The 16225-nt window shown below is 65.3% G+C and carries 13 protein-coding genes; 10 read left to right on the top strand and 3 right to left on the bottom strand.

Features of this window, described 5'->3' with window-relative positions; genetic code table 11:
• The first annotated feature begins 240 nt into the window (after window positions 1-240).
• Window positions 241-1347 carry a deoxyhypusine synthase gene (locus B1756_RS12150; protein ID WP_086888781.1) on the top strand — a complete coding sequence of 369 codons (1107 nt, stop codon included), beginning with the start codon at window positions 241-243 and terminating at the stop codon, window positions 1345-1347.
• A 22-nt stretch (window positions 1348-1369) separates the two neighbouring features.
• On the opposite strand, the gene B1756_RS12145 is transcribed toward B1756_RS12150, so the two are convergent.
• On the bottom strand, window positions 1370-1756 hold the full coding sequence (locus tag B1756_RS12145) for a pyridoxamine 5'-phosphate oxidase family protein (protein ID WP_086888780.1): 387 nt from the start codon (window positions 1754-1756) through the stop codon (window positions 1370-1372).
• Between the two features lie 152 nt (window positions 1757-1908).
• Here B1756_RS12145 and B1756_RS12140 point away from each other — a divergent pair, with 152 nt between their 5' ends.
• The 8 genes from B1756_RS12140 to B1756_RS12105 all read left to right on the top strand — a co-directional run bounded on the left by B1756_RS12140 (window position 1909) and on the right by B1756_RS12105 (window position 12462).
• Complete coding sequence (locus B1756_RS12140; RefSeq protein ID WP_086888779.1) at window positions 1909-2352, top strand: universal stress protein; 444 nt, start codon at window positions 1909-1911, stop codon at window positions 2350-2352.
• A gap of 184 nt (window positions 2353-2536) precedes the next feature.
• On the top strand, window positions 2537-3037 hold the full coding sequence (locus B1756_RS12135) for a universal stress protein (RefSeq protein WP_086888778.1): 501 nt from the start codon (window positions 2537-2539) through the stop codon (window positions 3035-3037).
• Between the two features lie 96 nt (window positions 3038-3133).
• A complete protein-coding gene (gene acs, locus B1756_RS12130) occupies window positions 3134-5125 on the top strand; it encodes an acetate--CoA ligase (protein WP_086888777.1) in 1992 nt (663 codons plus the stop codon).
• 123 nt (window positions 5126-5248) lie between these two features.
• On the top strand, window positions 5249-7534 hold the full coding sequence (locus tag B1756_RS12125) for a bacterio-opsin activator domain-containing protein (RefSeq protein ID WP_086888776.1): 2286 nt from the start codon (window positions 5249-5251) through the stop codon (window positions 7532-7534).
• A 259-nt stretch (window positions 7535-7793) separates the two neighbouring features.
• Complete coding sequence (acs, locus tag B1756_RS12120; RefSeq protein ID WP_086888775.1) at window positions 7794-9767, top strand: acetate--CoA ligase; 1974 nt, start codon at window positions 7794-7796, stop codon at window positions 9765-9767.
• 76 nt (window positions 9768-9843) lie between these two features.
• The gene (locus tag B1756_RS12115; RefSeq protein ID WP_086888774.1) at window positions 9844-10254 is read left to right on the top strand and encodes a DUF4212 domain-containing protein; all 411 of its coding nucleotides are present in this window, start codon (window positions 9844-9846) and stop codon (window positions 10252-10254) included.
• Window positions 10251-11897 (top strand): solute symporter family protein, encoded by a 1647-nt coding sequence (locus tag B1756_RS12110; protein ID WP_086888773.1) that lies wholly within the window; start codon window positions 10251-10253, stop codon window positions 11895-11897. Before B1756_RS12115 ends, B1756_RS12110 begins: the two co-directional genes overlap by 4 nt.
• Before the next feature lie 106 nt (window positions 11898-12003).
• Window positions 12004-12462, top strand: a complete 459-nt coding sequence (locus B1756_RS12105; RefSeq protein ID WP_086888772.1) for a universal stress protein — start codon at window positions 12004-12006, stop codon at window positions 12460-12462.
• Window positions 12463-12641: 179 nt separating this feature from the next.
• Here the strand turns inward: B1756_RS12105 and B1756_RS12100 are convergent, their stop codons facing one another.
• Both B1756_RS12100 and B1756_RS12095 read right to left on the bottom strand, forming a co-directional pair.
• Entirely contained in the window at window positions 12642-13088 is a 447-nt protein-coding gene (locus B1756_RS12100; RefSeq protein ID WP_086888771.1) for a UPF0179 family protein, read from the bottom strand.
• Window positions 13089-13150: 62 nt separating this feature from the next.
• A complete protein-coding gene (locus tag B1756_RS12095; protein WP_086888770.1) occupies window positions 13151-13549 on the bottom strand; it encodes a DUF5820 family protein in 399 nt (132 codons plus the stop codon).
• A 602-nt stretch (window positions 13550-14151) separates the two neighbouring features.
• Here B1756_RS12095 and B1756_RS12090 point away from each other — a divergent pair.
• Window positions 14152-16224, top strand: a complete 2073-nt coding sequence (locus B1756_RS12090) for a PrkA family serine protein kinase (RefSeq protein WP_086888769.1) — start codon at window positions 14152-14154, stop codon at window positions 16222-16224.
• Window position 16225: the final 1 nt, after the last annotated feature.

The following is a 16225-nucleotide window of genomic DNA, read 5'->3' as shown; positions in this document are numbered from 1 at the left end:
TGCTCCCGATTCCACCCCGCTGCCGACCCCGCTCGATTCCTTCGTTGGACCCGAATCCGACCAGGAGTGCGTCGAGAATCGGTCGACGCCGACTCGAGGCCGTGACCTGACCGACCAGCCATGCCCGTCTCGTGACTGCATGCACCTCTCACGACGAGAAGGGAAACGGCCGCGCCCGGGGACCGGACAGTTGACGGCCGAACCGCGGCGTTCAAACCGCTGGCCGACCCAGACCGGAGTATGAGCGACGAGGACGAAGACGCCCACGAGCACGGTTACGAACCCGAACGGGAGACGTTCTCCCATGACCCCATCGGTCACGCCAGCGTGACTGGGGGGATGAGCGTCGGCGACCTCGCCGACCAGTACGGACACGCCGGCGTCGGCGCTGCGAACCTCAACGAGGCCGTCGACGTGGCCGCGACGATGTTCGGTGACGACGACGTGACGGTCTTCTTCTCGCTCGCGGGGGCGATGGTCCCGGCCGGCATGCGCCGGATCGTCTCGGATCTCATCCGCGACGGCTACATCGACGTGCTGGTAACGACGGGGGCAAACCTCACCCACGACTCGATCGAGGCCATCGGCGGCAAGCACCACCACGGCGAGGTCACCCCCGAGGGGATGAGCGAACGCGAACACGACGAGACCCTCCGTGACGAGGGCGTCGACCGCATCTACAACGTCTACCTCCCACAGGAGTTCTTCGCCACCTTCGAATCGCACCTGCGCGAGGAGGTCTTCCCGCCGCTCGAGGCCGAGTGCGAGGGGAGCGAGGCGTCACGCGCCTCGGAATCCTCGAGCGGTGCGAACCGCGAGAAGGGGTCGGTCTCGATCCAGCGATTGACCGAAGAACTCGGTCGGGCCAACGCCGCGGTCAACGAGCGCGACGACGTCGACGAGGACCCGGGGATCGCCGCCGCGGCCTACGAATCGGACGTCCCGATCTACTGTCCCGCCGTTCAGGACTCCGTCCTCGGCCTGCAGGCGTGGATGTACTCCCAGACGACGTCGTTCACGCTCGACGCCCTCTCGGACATGACCGACATCACCGACGTGGCCTTCGATGCCGACGGCGCTGGCGCGTTCGTCGTCGGCGGTGGCGTCCCGAAGAACTACACCCTCCAGACGATGCTCGTCACCCCGCGGGCGTACGACTACGCCGTCCAGCTCACCATGGACCCGAAACAGAGCGGCGGCCTCTCCGGGGCAACCCTCGAGGAAGCCCGCTCGTGGGGCAAACTCGAGCGCGATGCCGAGAACGCCTCGGTCTACGGCGACGCCACGGTGTCGCTGCCGCTGGTCGTCGCGGCGGCTCGAGAGCGAGTGGAAGGCGACGGGTCCTGACGGGCCCAGTGGACGATCTGGCTCAGTAGGTCTGGAGGCTCGCCGATCCGACGTCGATCCGAACCAGCACGTTCTCGCTGTAGGACGAGGCGTCGGCGTCGTACTTCTCGTGGATTCGGGCTCGAGCCTGCCGACTCTCCGCCTCGTCGTCGACGATCGTCGCCCTTCCGAGCAGCGTCACCGTCCACTCGGGGTCGCCGCCTTCGGCGGCCTGTATCGAGAGCGCGACCCGTGGGTTCTCCCGGACGTTCGCGAGTTTCCGTCCCGTCGTCACGATCTCGATCGTCCCGTCGTCGTACCGGTACCAGACTGGCGCGACGTGGGGCCGGTCGTCCACGCTCGTCGCGAGATGGGCCATCAGCGGCTCGGACTCGAGTCGCTTCTCGACGGCGTCGGAGACGTTCGACATAGGTCGGCTGGCTACCGCGACGGGCAAAGGGGCAGGGGCTGGTCCTGCAGTCTCGTGCCGTGGGCGGCAGACTGCCGGTTCGTGCGCGCCCCGGTTATCGTACGCCCGCGAGGAGGGGTAGTCCCAAGAGGTGTCGGACCGTATCGGCGCGCATGTACGACTCGATCCTCGTCGCGACCGACGGCAGCGAGGCCGCAGACGCAGCCGTGAGCCACGCGATCAGTCTCGCAGCCAGCCTCGATGCCGACGTGACCGCCGTCGCGGTCCTCGAGACCCGGACCGGCTACGACAACGCCATCGTCGATCCCGAGACGGTCGACGAACAGCGCCGGGAGCGGGCCCGATCGTGGCTCGAGGACGCCGAGGGGCTGGCCAGTGAAGCAGGCGTCGCGCTCGAGACGAGGATCATGTCGGGGGTTCCCCACGAGGAGATTCTCGCGCTCGCGGCCGACCGGGACGTCGACGTCGTCGTCGTCGGCTCACAGGGCCGATCGTCGTTCAAGGGTGCACTGCTGGGGAGCACGGTCGATCGGGTCGTCCGACTCGCCGACCGGCCGGTGACCGTCGTCGACGCGGCGACCGAGCAGGACGACTGAGAGTGGCTGCTGTGGTGGTTCGTCCTCGCTATCGCGAACACGTTCTGGACCCACGTCACTGGCAAACGCTTCCGCACGAACGACCTGCACGGACCACGAGGATGGCAAAACCGTGATGCCGTCGTCCGCTTCGCGGATGTTCGAAGCCGAACATTTACCTCCGCGGTCGTGGTGGTATCCGACGATGACGTTACTCGTTCCGTACGACGGTTCTGCGCTGGCGAGAGAGGCACTCGAGAAGGCAGCCACGTTCGGTGAGTTGCTCGACGAAGAGGTGGTGGTCCTGACGGTGATTCCAGACGACGCCGAGTACGCCCGGGAGCGCAACTGGATTACCCAGGGTGAACCGTTCGATCCCGACACGATCGCCGCCGGCTTGCAGACCAGAGCCGACGAGGTCGCCCCCGAGACGACGTTTCGAACCAAGCGAGTGAGTTCCGACGAGCCGACCGCGACCGCCACGACGCAGGTCGTCCGGGAGATCCGCCGCGTTGCAGCCGAGATCGAAGCGAGCGTCGTCTTCATCGGCTCGGAGAACGCCGGATCGGTCATCGCCCCCCAGTCCAGCGTCGGCAGCCCCGTCGCGAAGGGACAGCGATACGACGTCTACGTCGTTCGGCAGCCGGACGACGACCCCGACGACGCCGACGTCACGGACGTCGACTCGATGACCGAGTCCGAGTGAGCACACTCACGCCCGGGTCGTCACCGTCGAATCCGGGCGACCGTGAGCGATTTGGAGGAACGTTTATTCGGCTGACGACCCTCGAACACGAACGAGATGGAGGATCGCACCGATCCGCGTCGATCGCGGCCACGGTCCCGGTCGACGACGACCGGCCCGCCCCAGCGCCCTCCCCCGTCGTTCGTCGAGCAAGCGACCGTTACGGACCCGACGATCCACGACGCTTTCGACGACGAGTGGCCGGAGTGCTGGGAGCGAGCGGCTGGACTGCTCGAGTGGGACGACCCCTACGAGACGGTCCTCGAAGACGAGGATGCACCCTTCTACCGGTGGTTCACGGGCGGCCGGCTGAACGCCGCCTCAAACTGCATCGATCGGCACCTCGAGGCCGGCCGGAAGACCCACGCGGCGATCCGCTGGGAAGGCAAACGCGGCGAGCGCGAAACCTACACCTATCAGGACCTCGCGATCGCGGTCGACGAGTTCGCCGCCGCCCTCCGCGGCCTCGGCGTCGAGGAAGACGACGTGGTGACGATCTACCTCCCGATGATCCCCGAGTTGCCGATCGCGATGCTCGCCTGCGCCCGCATCGGCGCGCCCCACTCCGTGGTGTTCGCCGGTCTCTCGGCGAACGCTCTCGCCACGCGGATGGACGCCGCCGACAGCGAGTACCTCGTTACCTGTGACGGCTACTACCGCCGCGGCGACGCCTTCAACCAGAAGAGCAAGGCCGACAACGCCCGCCTCAGCCTCGATCAGGAGGTCTCGACCGTCGTCGTCGATCGGCTGGGCGAGGACCTCCCCCACGTTCTCGGCGACAGTGAGTGGGACTACCACGATCTCCGGACTCGCTACGCCGGTGAATCGGTCGAGCCGGTGAGTCGGGACGCCGAGGACGACCTGTTCGTCATGTACACCTCGGGGACGACCGGCGAGCCGAAAGGTGTCGTCCACACGACCGGCGGCTACCTCGCTCACGCGGCGTGGACGACCCGTTCCGTCCTCGACGTCAAACCCGAGGACACCTACTGGTGTGCCGCGGACATCGGCTGGATCACGGGCCACTCCTACATCGTGTACGGGCCGCTCGCGCTCGGAACGACGACGGTGCTCTACGAGGGGACGCCCGACTACCCCGACCGGGATCGACTCTGGGAGATCGTCGACCGGAACGCAGTCGACGTCTTCTACACGGCGCCGACGGCGATCCGGGCGTTCATGAAGTGGGGGACGGAGTATCCCGAGCGCCACGACCTCTCCTCGCTGCGACTGCTGGGGACCGTCGGCGAGCCGATCGGGCCGCGGCCGTGGAACTGGTACCGAGAACACGTCGGCGACGGCGAGACGCCGATCGTCGACACCTGGTGGCAGACCGAGACCGGGAGCGTCGTGGTCTCGACGCTCCCCGGGATCGACGAGATGAAACCGGGTGCCGCGGGACCGCCACTGCCCGGCATCGACGTCCGCGTCGTCGACGAAGACGGCGAATCGGTCGACCCCGGCGAACCGGGCTACCTGACGCTCGCCCGCCCGTGGCCCGGCATGGCCCGGACGCTCTACGACGGCGACGAGCGCTACCGTGAGGAGTACTGGGAGCGCTTTTCGGACCCAGAAGCCGACGAGTGGATCTACTTCAGCGGCGACACCGCCCGCGTCGACGAAGACGGCTACCTCACCGTCCTCGGCCGCGTCGACGACGTCGTCAACGTCGCCGGCCGCCGCCTCAGCACCGTCGAAATCGAGGGGGCGATCACCGACGTCGACGGCGTCGCCGAGGCCGCCGTCGTCGGGCGCTCGAGCGAACTCGAGGGGACCGAACTGCACGCCTACGTCAGCACCGAAGGCGGCGTCGAACCCGGCGAGGACCTCCGGCGGGCGATCCTCGCGGGCGTCACGTCGACGATCGGCCCGATCGCTCGTCCCAGCGAGGTGGTGTTCACGCCCGAACTGCCGAAGACGCGCTCGGGCAAGATCATGCGTCGGCTACTCGAGGACGTCGCCCGCGACGAAGAACTCGGTGACACGAGCGCGTTGCGAAACCCTGAGGTCGTCGGTGAGATCCAGACCGAGCGCCAGAACTCGGATTGATTTCGCGGAATCAACTGTCGCGAAACGTCCGATTGCGTCGGATCGAGTGAGGAAGCCGGATATACCGGGTGTTCGTTCGATCACCCGGCACAATTATGTTCGTTGCTCCTGAAGTGGCGAAGTATGTCCATCGAGACGGCGACGGACGCCGTCCTCTCTCGTCGGCAGTACGAGTCGTTACTCGACGCCGCCGAGACCTACCGCGAGGCGCTCGTGGTCCGTCTCTGTGGCGAGGTCGGGCTCCGACCGGCGGAACTCGCCGAGCTATCGATCGAGGACGTAGAGCAGGTCCGGATGGATCCGCCCCGATATCTCGTTCGCGTTCCCCCGGTCGGGGATCGGTCGGGCCGGACGGCTTACCTGCCGACGAACGTCGAGCGCGAGCTCCGGCGGTACGCCCGGAGTAACGACCTCGCCGCCGCCGACCGGATCTTCACGGTGACGCCCCGGCGGCTCCAGATGCTCGTCGCCGACGTCGCCGAGCGCGCGAGCGACCTCTTCGAGGACCCCTCACTCGCCGAAATTTCCTCGAGTGACCTCAGACAGTATTTCCTCTACCGGGCGCTCGTCGCAAACGACGTCAATCCGCGCGTCGTGAAGGCGGCGGGTGGCTGGCAGAGTTTCGAAGCGCTCGAGCCGTACCTTCCCGAGCCCACGGAGACGGAACTCGTCGACGCGTTCGAGGCGGTCGAACGGCCGGGCGACCCGCGGCGGAGCCGAAGCGGCGGGCAGCCGGGGACCGGTTCAGCCGTGAGCGACGACAGCGTGATCCGCCTGTTGCTCGCCGCGAGCGACCGCTACGCGCTGGTTCGGCTCGACGAAGACGGCTACGTCGAGCGGTGGAATCGAAGCGGCGCCGCGCTCTTTGGCTACCGGGCCGGCGAGATCGTCGGCACGCACGTTTCGGCGTTTTACACGGACGAGGCCGTCGAGAACGGAAGGCCGGAGCGGACGCTCGCAGCAGCACTCGAGGAGTCGGGATACGAAGCCGAGGGACTTCGCGTCCACAAGGACGGCTCGAGGTTTCGCGCCACCGAAGTGATCACCCCGCTGCGGGACGATCGAGGTCGCCACCGTGGTTACGCCGTCTTCGTGCGCGACGTCTCGTCGCTCTACGAGGAACTCGAGTCGGTAACCGATCGGTGTGAGACGCTCGAGCGCCGCGAGGCGGTCGCTCGCGGGCACCGTCGGCTCACCCTGGCACTGCTCGCCGCGGAGGACCACGAAGCCGTCGAACGGAACGCGTGTGCGGCGATCGTAGACGGTGACGCCTACGCCTTCGCCTGGATCGACCGGACCACCGTCGACGAGCGGACGATGCCACGACGGGCTGCAAGCGGCGTCGATCCGGACGCGATCGACGGGGTGCTCCCCGACGACTGGGACGGGGCGCAGGCCGTCGTCGGCGATGGCGGACCGAAGCGATCGACGACGGTCGACGTGATCGGTGAACCGGCAGGCAACGAAGCCAGCGGCGCGAACGATGAGGACCGGAACGAACTCGTGTTCACGACCCCTGTCGACGGCACCCTCGAGGGCGAGCGGTTCGACGGAACGGTCGCGTCAGTTCCCCTTTCCGACGGCGACACGACCTACGGGACGCTCTCGGTCGCAACCCGGCGGGCAGCGATCGACGACGAGGAGCGACGGTGGCTCGAGACGATCGCTCGGCAGGTCGGCTACGCCATCAGGGCGGTCCGCCGGCGGAACCTCCTGCTGTCGGACCGGGTGGTCGAACTCGAGATCGTCTGTCGGGACGACGAATCGTTCTTCGTCGACGCGAGCCGTCGGCTCGGTTGTCGATTCGAACTCGACTCGCTCGTGGCGATTTCGGAGACGACGCAACTGTACTACCTCTACCTCGAGGGTGCAGAGCCGGCGGCGGTGTTCGATCTGGTCGACGCCGATCACGGGATCGAGGACTGTCGGCTCATCGAGACCGACGAGGACGGCTGCCGACTCGAGTTCGTCGTCGAGGGATCCTCGCCCACGCTGACGCTGACGGAGTACGGCATGACGGTCGTCGACGCCGTCTTCGCCGACGGCGTGGCGACGATCACCGCCGAGTGTGCGGCCGACGCGGACCTCCGGACCATCGTCGACGGCCTGCGCGCGTCGTTCCCCGATTCGGAGGTAGTCAGCAAGCGCGAGACCGAACGCGCCGTCCAGACCGCCCGCGAGTTCAGGGACGGACTCGAGGAGCGCCTGACCGACCGGCAGGAGGCCGCCCTGCGGGCAGCGTACTTCGGCGGGTACTACGACTGGCCCCGGGAGAGTACGGCCGAGGAGGTCGCCGACGCGATGGGCATCTCCTCGCCGACGCTTCACAACCACCTCCGGAAGGGCCAGCACGAGCTACTGCGGACGTTCTTCGACGATCCGGGAGAAGAGACGATCGATGGGGAGTGATCCGGTGGTGGCCGCGAGCCGGTCGACACTAAGCCTCTAGAGCCACCGCAACGAACGGGTCGAACTATCGTAAAACAGTTGTTAAATAACGGCTTCTGAACGGTCGTAACTCGGAGCGTGGCGAGTCCAGAGCGCGATACCGACATTGTTTCTGTGATAGATTCGAGAAACTATGTCTGGTGGGCGCGCATAACCCGGATGATTTTGCACAGCTAGAGACCCACTTTACTATGGTAGTAGGTTTTGGTGTGTCTGTACCATGTCACAGGAGGAAGCCAGTCTCGAGGCGCGACTCGAGGAGCAAGATACGTTCGAGCCGCCCGAGTCGTTCGTCGAGCAGGCGAACGTGTCCGATCCGGGCATCTACGACGAGTTCGAGGAGAACTGGCCGGAGTGTTGGGAACGGGCAGCCGATTTCATCGACTGGGAGGAGTCCTACGACGAGGTGTTAGACGAGTCGGAGGCACCGACCTACCAGTGGTTCACGAACGGGAAGCTGAACGCCTCGTACAACTGTCTCGACCGGCACGTCGAGAACGGGGCGAAAAACCGGGCGGCGATCAAGTGGGAGGGCGAACTGGGTGAGACGCGCACGTACACGTACGGTGACCTTCTGAACGAGGTCGAAGCCTTCGCGGCGGGGCTGCGAGACCTCGGCGTCGAGGAAGACGACGTCGTCACGATGTACATGCCGATGGTGCCGGAGCTGCCCATCGCGATGCTCGCCTGCGCCCGCATCGGCGCACCCCACTCGGTCGTCTTCGCCGGATTCTCCGCGGACGCGCTCGCGACCCGGATGAACGACGCCGACAGCGAGTACCTGATCACCTGTGACGGGTATTACCGGCGCGGCGACGCGCTCGATCACCTCTCGAAGACCAACGAGGGGCTCACCGACGTCGACCACGAGACCACGACCGTCGTCGTCGACCGACTCGGCGACGCACTCGAGCACGACCTCGCGGCGGATCAGGTCGACTACGACGAACTGGTCGACGAGCACGCGGGTGCGACGGTCGAGCCAGTCACCCGGGACGCAGAGGACATGCTGTTCCTCATGTACACCTCGGGGACGACCGGCAAGCCGAAAGGCGTCAAGCACACGACGGGTGGCTACCTGTCGTACGCCGCCTGGACGTCTCACGCCGTCCTCGACCTCGAGCCGGAAGACACCTACTGGTGTTCGGCGGACATCGGCTGGATTACGGGTCACTCCTACATCCTGTACGGGCCGCTCGCGCTCGGAACGACGACGGTGATGTACGAGGGGACGCCCGATTATCCGGACAAAGACCGGTTCTGGGAGATCATCGAGAAGAACCGCGTCGACGTCTTCTACACGGCACCGACGGCGATCCGGGCGTTCATGAAGTGGGGCAAGGAGTACCCAGAACGCCACGACCTCTCCTCGCTGCGACTGCTGGGAACGGTCGGCGAACCGATCAACCCGCGCGCGTGGAAATGGTACTACGAGCACATCGGAGGCGGTGAGTGTCCGGTCGTCGACACCTGGTGGCAGACCGAGACTGGCGGTCACATGATCACCACCCTGCCCGGCGTGGGCAAGATGAAACCCGGCTCCGCTGGACCGGGACTCCCCGGGCTCGACGTCCAGATCGTCGACGGGGCAGGCGAGGAGGTCGACGCCGGTGAGGCTGGCTACCTCACCGTTCAGAAGCCCTGGCCCGGGATGCTCCGAACGCTGTACCGGAACGACGAGCGATTCGTCTCCGAGTACTGGCAGGAGTACTCAGACCCCGACGCCGACGAGTGGGTCTACTTCCCAGAGGACGGCGCGAAGATCGACGAGGACGGCTACATCACCGTCCTCGGCCGCGTCGACGACGTCATCAACGTCTCGGGCCACCGCCTCGGGACGATGGAGATCGAGTCCGCGGCCGTCGGCGTCGAGGGCGTCGCCGAAGCCGCCGTCGTCGGCGGTGACCACGAGGTCAAAGGCGAGGCCGTCTACGTCTACGCGATCCCAGAAGACGGCTACGAGGGCGACGCCGAACTCGAGCAAGCGGTGGTGGAATCGATCGACGATTCGATCGGCCCGATCGCTCGCCCGGAAGAAGTGATCTTCACGCCGGAACTCCCGAAGACGCGCTCGGGCAAGATCATGCGGCGGCTACTCGAGGACATCGCCAGCGGCAACGAACTGGGCAACACGTCGACGCTCCGGAATCCGGACGTCGTCGACGACATCGCTGCGCAGGTGGATAGCGACTGAGCAGCGGCCATTCTTCGATTTCACAGGCCACGAGACACGAGACACGAGACACGAGACCACGATACGAACCAAGACCATGTCAGATAATACCACTCGAGATTCGACAGACGCCGCCGCGACGGACGGCGGCGTGAAGACTGAACAGTACCTCGACAAGGAGATCAACCTCTTCAAGCCCGCGACGCCGTTCATGCGGGACAACCTGCGTGCGATGTGGGGGTTGTTCGCGCTGTGGGCGATCGTCGTGTTCGGCCCGACGACGGCGGTCCTGATCGCGCCAGACGTCATGACCGGGACGGAAGTGCTCGGCGGGTTCCCGCTGCACTTCTTCATCACGGCGGTCGTGACACCCCTCGGCGCGCTGGTGCTGTCGGCCGTCTACGCCTACCAGCGTGATCGCCTCGACACCAAGTACGGTATCTCACACGAAGACGACGTCGAGACCGACTCGAGCGAGACGGTCGCGGCCGACGGGGGTGACCGATGATGGATCCGGTCGTCCTCGACTCTGCACTCGACATCGGGTTCAAGACGGTTCCGACACTGATCCTGGTCGGGATGCTCGCGCTCTTCCTGGGCGTGGGGTACTTCTTCCGCGTCGCCGCAGTCGACGAACTGTGGGTCGCCGGGCGCTCGATCGGCTCGGTCGAGAACGGGATGGCGATCGGTGCAAACTGGATGAGTGCCGCGTCGTACCTCGGGGTGGCCGGACTGATCGCGACGATCGGCTACTTCGGGCTGGCGTACGTCGTCGGCTGGACGACGGGATACTTCATCCTGCTCATCTTCATGGCCGCCCAGTTCCGTCGGTTCGGAAAGTACACCGCACCCGACTTCGTCGGTGACCGGTTTTACTCCGACTGGGCGCGTGGCATCGCGGCGTTCACCACGCTCGTGATCGCGTTCGTCTACGCGGTTGGACAGGCCAGCGGCATGGGACTGATGTCCCAGTACATCTTCGGCGTCTCCTACGAGACTGGCGTCATCCTGCTGATGGCCGTCACCATCGGCTACGTCGCCCTCTCCGGCATGCTGGGGACGACGAAGAACATGGCCATCCAGTACATCATCCTGATCATCGCGTTCACGCTCGGCCTCTACGCGACCGGCTGGGCACAGGGCTGGTCGCTCGCCGTGCCGTACCTCGAGGCCGGTCCGCAGGTCGCAGAGGCCGCGAGCCTCGAGGCCCAGCTCGTCGAGCCGTTCGCGTTCACGAGCTACTACGGCTGGATCGCACTGACGTTCAGTCTCATCGTCGGTACCTGCGGGCTGCCCCACGTGCTGGTGCGGTTCTACACGGTCGACAACGAGCGGACGGCCCGCTGGTCGACGGTGTGGGGACTGTTCTTCATCTGCCTGCTGTACTGGGGCACCGCGACGTACGCGGCCTTCGGTGGCCTGCTGTACGCCGACGGTCCCGGCGACGGCAGCTTCATGGACATGCCCGGCGGTGACGCAGACTCCATCGTGCTGTTGACCGCCCAGCTCGCGGAACTGCCCGAGTGGCTGGTCGGACTGGTCGCAGCGGGTGCCGTCGCCGCGGCACTGGCGACGACCGCCGGCCTGTTCATTACGGCCTCGTCGGCGGCTGCACACGACATCTACACCAACCTCTACAAGGAGAACGCGACCCAGCGCGAACAGTTGATCGTCGGTCGATCGACGATCCTCGGCATCGGTATCCTGACGACGATCATCGGCCTGAACCCGCCGGCGCTCATCGGCGAACTCGTCGCGATGTCGTTCGCCATCGCGGGCTCGATCTTCTTCCCCGTGTTCTTCCTCGGGCTCTGGTGGGAGAAGACGACCAGAGAGGGTGCCATCGCCGGCATGCTCGTCGGGATGGTGATCTCGTTCGGTGCGATCCTGAACGACACCGCGATTCCGATGTACACCGGCGTCGAGACTGCCGTGATCCCGGAAGTCGCCGCGTACCTGCCCGGGACCGCCTCCGCACTGATCGGCGTCCCGGTCGTGTTCGCAGTCATCATCGTCGTCTCGCTGCTGACCGAAGAACCACCGGAGGACGTCAAACGACTCGTCCGCCAGTGTCACAGCCCCGAGCCGATGCACCAGATGGACTCCGCAGAAGACGTCGCAGCCGACGGAGGGAGTCCCGCAGACGACTGATCGACAAACCACCACGAACTGAGAACTGCCCAACAACTGACGGTCCTCGCCCAACGACATCCACCATAGCCCTCGAGAACGAAGAACCGAGACGACTACACGACACATGTACGACACCATACTCGTCCCGACCGATGGAAGTACCGTCGCCGAAACCGCCGTCGAACACGCCGTCGACCTCGCCCAGCAGTACGACGCCGACGTCCACGCGCTGTACGTCGTCGACCTCGACGCGATGGACGTCGCCGTCGGCACCGAACAGATCGACCGCTTCAAACAGGGCGACCTGAGCGACCTCCCCGAACTCGAGGAGCGCGCCCGGATCGCTACCGGCTCCGTCGCCGAGAAAGCCGAAGCAGCCGGCCTCGAGGTCACCGAATCGATCGTCGCTGGCAACCCGCGCAAGCGAATCGCCACCTACGGTGACGAAAACGACATCGACCTCATCGTGATGGGGTCGGCCGGTCGCGGCGGCGTCCGACGGGTCCTGCTCGGCAGCGTCGCCGAACGAACACTGCGCTCGACGACGATTCCGGTACTGGTCGTCGACGTCCGCGAGGAGTAAAGCGACACGACGCGTCGCTGGCTTCCCCTGGTACACGTTTTTCTGCGCCCACCGACGTCGTGAGTGACGACGCTGGAGCCGGGGTCACCGTCGCAGTCACGGCGGGACAAGGAGAAAGCCCACGGCGTGAGCTGTGGGAGGAATTCGACGGACGACTCGAGAGGTGGAGACCGAGCCGATCAATCCTGCACGTCGAGTTCGACCAGTTCGAGCGAGCGGTCGAGGTGACAGACCTCGTGTGGGGGATCACCGATAATCTCGCGAATTCGGTACTCCTCGTCGAAGGAGACGCCGTCGGGTTCACAGAACTCGTGGCTCGAACACTCGACGTACGGGCAGGGGCCGGGGAGGCCAGCCTTGCTCCCGGCGAAGGCACCCTTCCCGTGGATGTTCGCGCGCACGGAGACGGGTTCGACCTCGACGGCGCGGACGCCACCGTCGTGCATCGCGCACTCGAGGGTCTGGGCGTTCTCGCGAACGCTCGTGACGCGGTACTTCGTGTCAGTGGAGAGATTGAGACACTGGCTGCGGTAGGGACAGCCCGCACAGCCGTCGGCTTCGCCCTCGTAGACGAATTCGGTCCCGGGTTCGGCCAGCCGACGGCCGAGGAGGGTGACGGTGGACATGGCGAGGGGTACTCGCTACGGGCGGTTAAGACTCACGCGTTCGCGGACGCGTCCATCGACGCCTATTCCGCCCGACCAGTCAGGTCGTCCAGCCGATCCAGATACGCCTCCCGGGGAACCTGATAGCATCCCCGGTAGTCCAGTTCGCCGTCGTCGAACCGGCGAGCGAGGTCACCCGCTGCGGCGAGTGCCTCGGCCTGACTCGAGTGGCAATCGTTCGCGAGGGTGACCTCCGGCTCGAGGTAGAACGTGACGAACCAGTCGCTCGAGGCGGTCGTGTTCCGGGGGTTTCGACCGGGGCGACGGGTCCGGCGGCCGTGGGTGACGTAGAGGGTGGGGAGGCAGGGGGCGGGGTACTCGCCTGCGTCGAAGACGTCGGGGCGATAGGCGAGGACGAGTCGGCCGTCGTCACCGTCGGCCCAGACGACCCACGAATCGGGGAGGTCCGGCAGGTCGCTCATGCAGTGGGGTAGGCGAGACGGGCCTAAATCGTCGTCGGCTCCCCGACTCGAGTCGGTCGCGTTGGGGCAGGTCGTTTTCCGGCCCTCCCCCAGACTATCGTTTGGCGATCCGTGGAAGGACCGCGCGCGAGCGAGGCAGGCAGGTGAAAGCCGTCGATTGAGGGCAACGAGCGAGTAATATGTGGTCTGGTACCGAACGACAGGATACGATTCAGGCACGTTTTGCCTGAAAATAGATTCTGGTAAATACCTTTTGGGGCCAAGGTTAAGTAGCTGGATTACTCACTCATTAAATACTATCGGTATCCGTTCGCCGGACCGATCCACTCAGCGCCCGTCCCCGGTGCAGGTCGTGCGAGTTCGTCGACGCGAGGCTCGCACACCGATGAGTGGTGATAGTTCACACATGACACGATCGTTCGCTGCCGCCCAAACTGGGGGTCGCTGCGGACCGCCCACCAGCCGACGGGAGACCGCTCGCCGCTCGCGTCCGGCTCCCCGGGCTCTCGGAGTGGCGTGGCTCGTCGCTACGGCGCTTCCCGCAGCCGACGTCCGACGAGCGGAAACCGACGACCGACTACGGGGGCACCACACTCCAAACCATGACCGGTGACATCGAGACGCTCGAGAAGCTCAGTACGGCATACAAGGAATCGATGCCCGCGGACCTGCGGGAAACCAAGTCGTTCGACTGGTACCTAGAGGAGGTCTACGAGGACCCGAAAGTCGCCCGCAACGCTCACCAGCGCGTCGCGGACATGTTCGACTACTACGGGACCACCTACGACGAGACAGAAGGAGTCGTCGAGTACCGACTCGCGAGCGAAGATCCCCTCCACGACGGCGAGAACACCTTCTACGGGAAGGTGATTCACCAGTCGATCCACGAGTTCGTCAACAAGGTGAAATCAGGTGCCCGTCGACTCGGGCCGGAACGCCGTATCAAATTGCTGCTCGGTCCGGTCGGGTCCGGGAAGTCTCACTTCGACAAACAGGTTCGGAACTACTTCGAGGATTACACGCTCCGCGAGGAGGGGCGGATGTACACCTTCCGGTGGACGAACCTCTGTGACGTCATCAAAGACCAGGATCCCGCAGACGACGTCGTCCGGTCGCCGATGAATCAGGATCCGCTCGTCCTGTTGCCGCTCGAGCAGCGCCAGCGGGTGATCGAGGATCTGAACGAGCGCCTCGATGCGCCCTACACCATCCAGAACGAGCAGGCACTCGACCCCGAAAGCGAGTTCTACATGGACAAACTGCTGGCGTACTACGACGACGACCTCCAGCAGGTCCTAGAGAATCACGTCGAGATCGTCCGCTTCATCGCCGACGAGAACAAGCGTCAGGGGATCGAGACCTTCGAGCCGAAAGACAAGAAGAATCAGGACGAAACCGAGTTGACGGGCGACGTCAACTACTCGAAGATCGCCATCTACGGCGAGTCCGATCCGCGCGCGTTCGACTACTCGGGAGCGTTCTGTAACGCCAACCGTGGCATCTTCTCCGGGGAGGAACTGCTCAAACTCCAGCGAGAGTTCCTCTACGACTTCCTCCACGCCACTCAGGAGCAGACCATCAAGCCCAAGAACAACCCCCGGATCGACATCGACCAGGTGATCGTCGGGCGGACGAACATGCCCGAGTACAAGGACAAGAAAGGCGACGAGAAGATGGAGGCGTTCAACGACAGGACGAAGCGAATCGACTTCCCGTACGTCCTCAGCTACGAAGACGAGGCCAGCATCTACGACAAGATGCTCTCCAACGCCGACGTTCCCGACATCAACGTCGAGCCCCACACCTTAGAGATGGCGGGCCTGTTCGGCGTCCTCACCCGCATCGAAGAACCCGACGCGGAGACGGTCGACCTCCTCTCGAAGGCGAAAGCCTACAACGGCGAGATCGACGAGGGCGACGACGTCGACGTGAAGAAACTCCGCGAGGAAGCCGCCCAGAAGGCCGAAATCGGCGAGGGGATGGTCGGCATCTCCCCACGATTCATCGGCGACGAGATCGCCGAGGCGATCATGGACAGCAAGCACCGCTCGCGTGGATTCCTCTCGCCGCTGACGGTGTTCAACTTCTTCGAGGAGAACTTAGAGCACCACGGCTCCATTCCGGAGGACAACTTCGAGAAGTACTACCGCTACCTCGAGACCGTGCGCGAGGAGTACCGCGAGCGCGCCATCGAGGACGTCCGTCACGCGCTGGCCTACGACGTCGACGAGATCCAGCGTCAGGGCGAGAAGTACATGGACCACGTGATGGCCTACATCGACGACGACACGATCGAAGACGAGTTGACCGGGCGCGAGCAGGAACCGGACGAGACGTTCCTGCGCAGCGTCGAGGAGAAACTCGACGTCCCCGAGGACCGCAAGGACGACTTCCGCCAGGAAGTCTCGAACTGGGTCTCCCGGCGCGCCCGCGAAGGCGAGGCGTTCAACCCGCAGGACAACGAGCGCCTGCGCCGCGCGTTAGAGCGCAAACTCTGGGAGGACAAGAAACACAACATCAACTTCTCCGCGCTGGTCAGCGCCCAGGAGTTCGACGACGACGAGCGCTCGGCGTGGATCGACGCCCTGATCGAACAGGGCTACTCCGAGGAGGGAGCCAAGGAAGTCCTCGAGTTCGCCGGCGCGGAGGTCGCCAAAGCAGAGATCGACACCTGAT

It is taken from the genome of Natrarchaeobaculum aegyptiacum (genome assembly GCF_002156705.1).
Taxonomy (GTDB): domain Archaea; phylum Halobacteriota; class Halobacteria; order Halobacteriales; family Natrialbaceae; genus Natrarchaeobaculum; species Natrarchaeobaculum aegyptiacum.
This window is presented reverse-complemented; position numbering and strand designations above follow the sequence as displayed.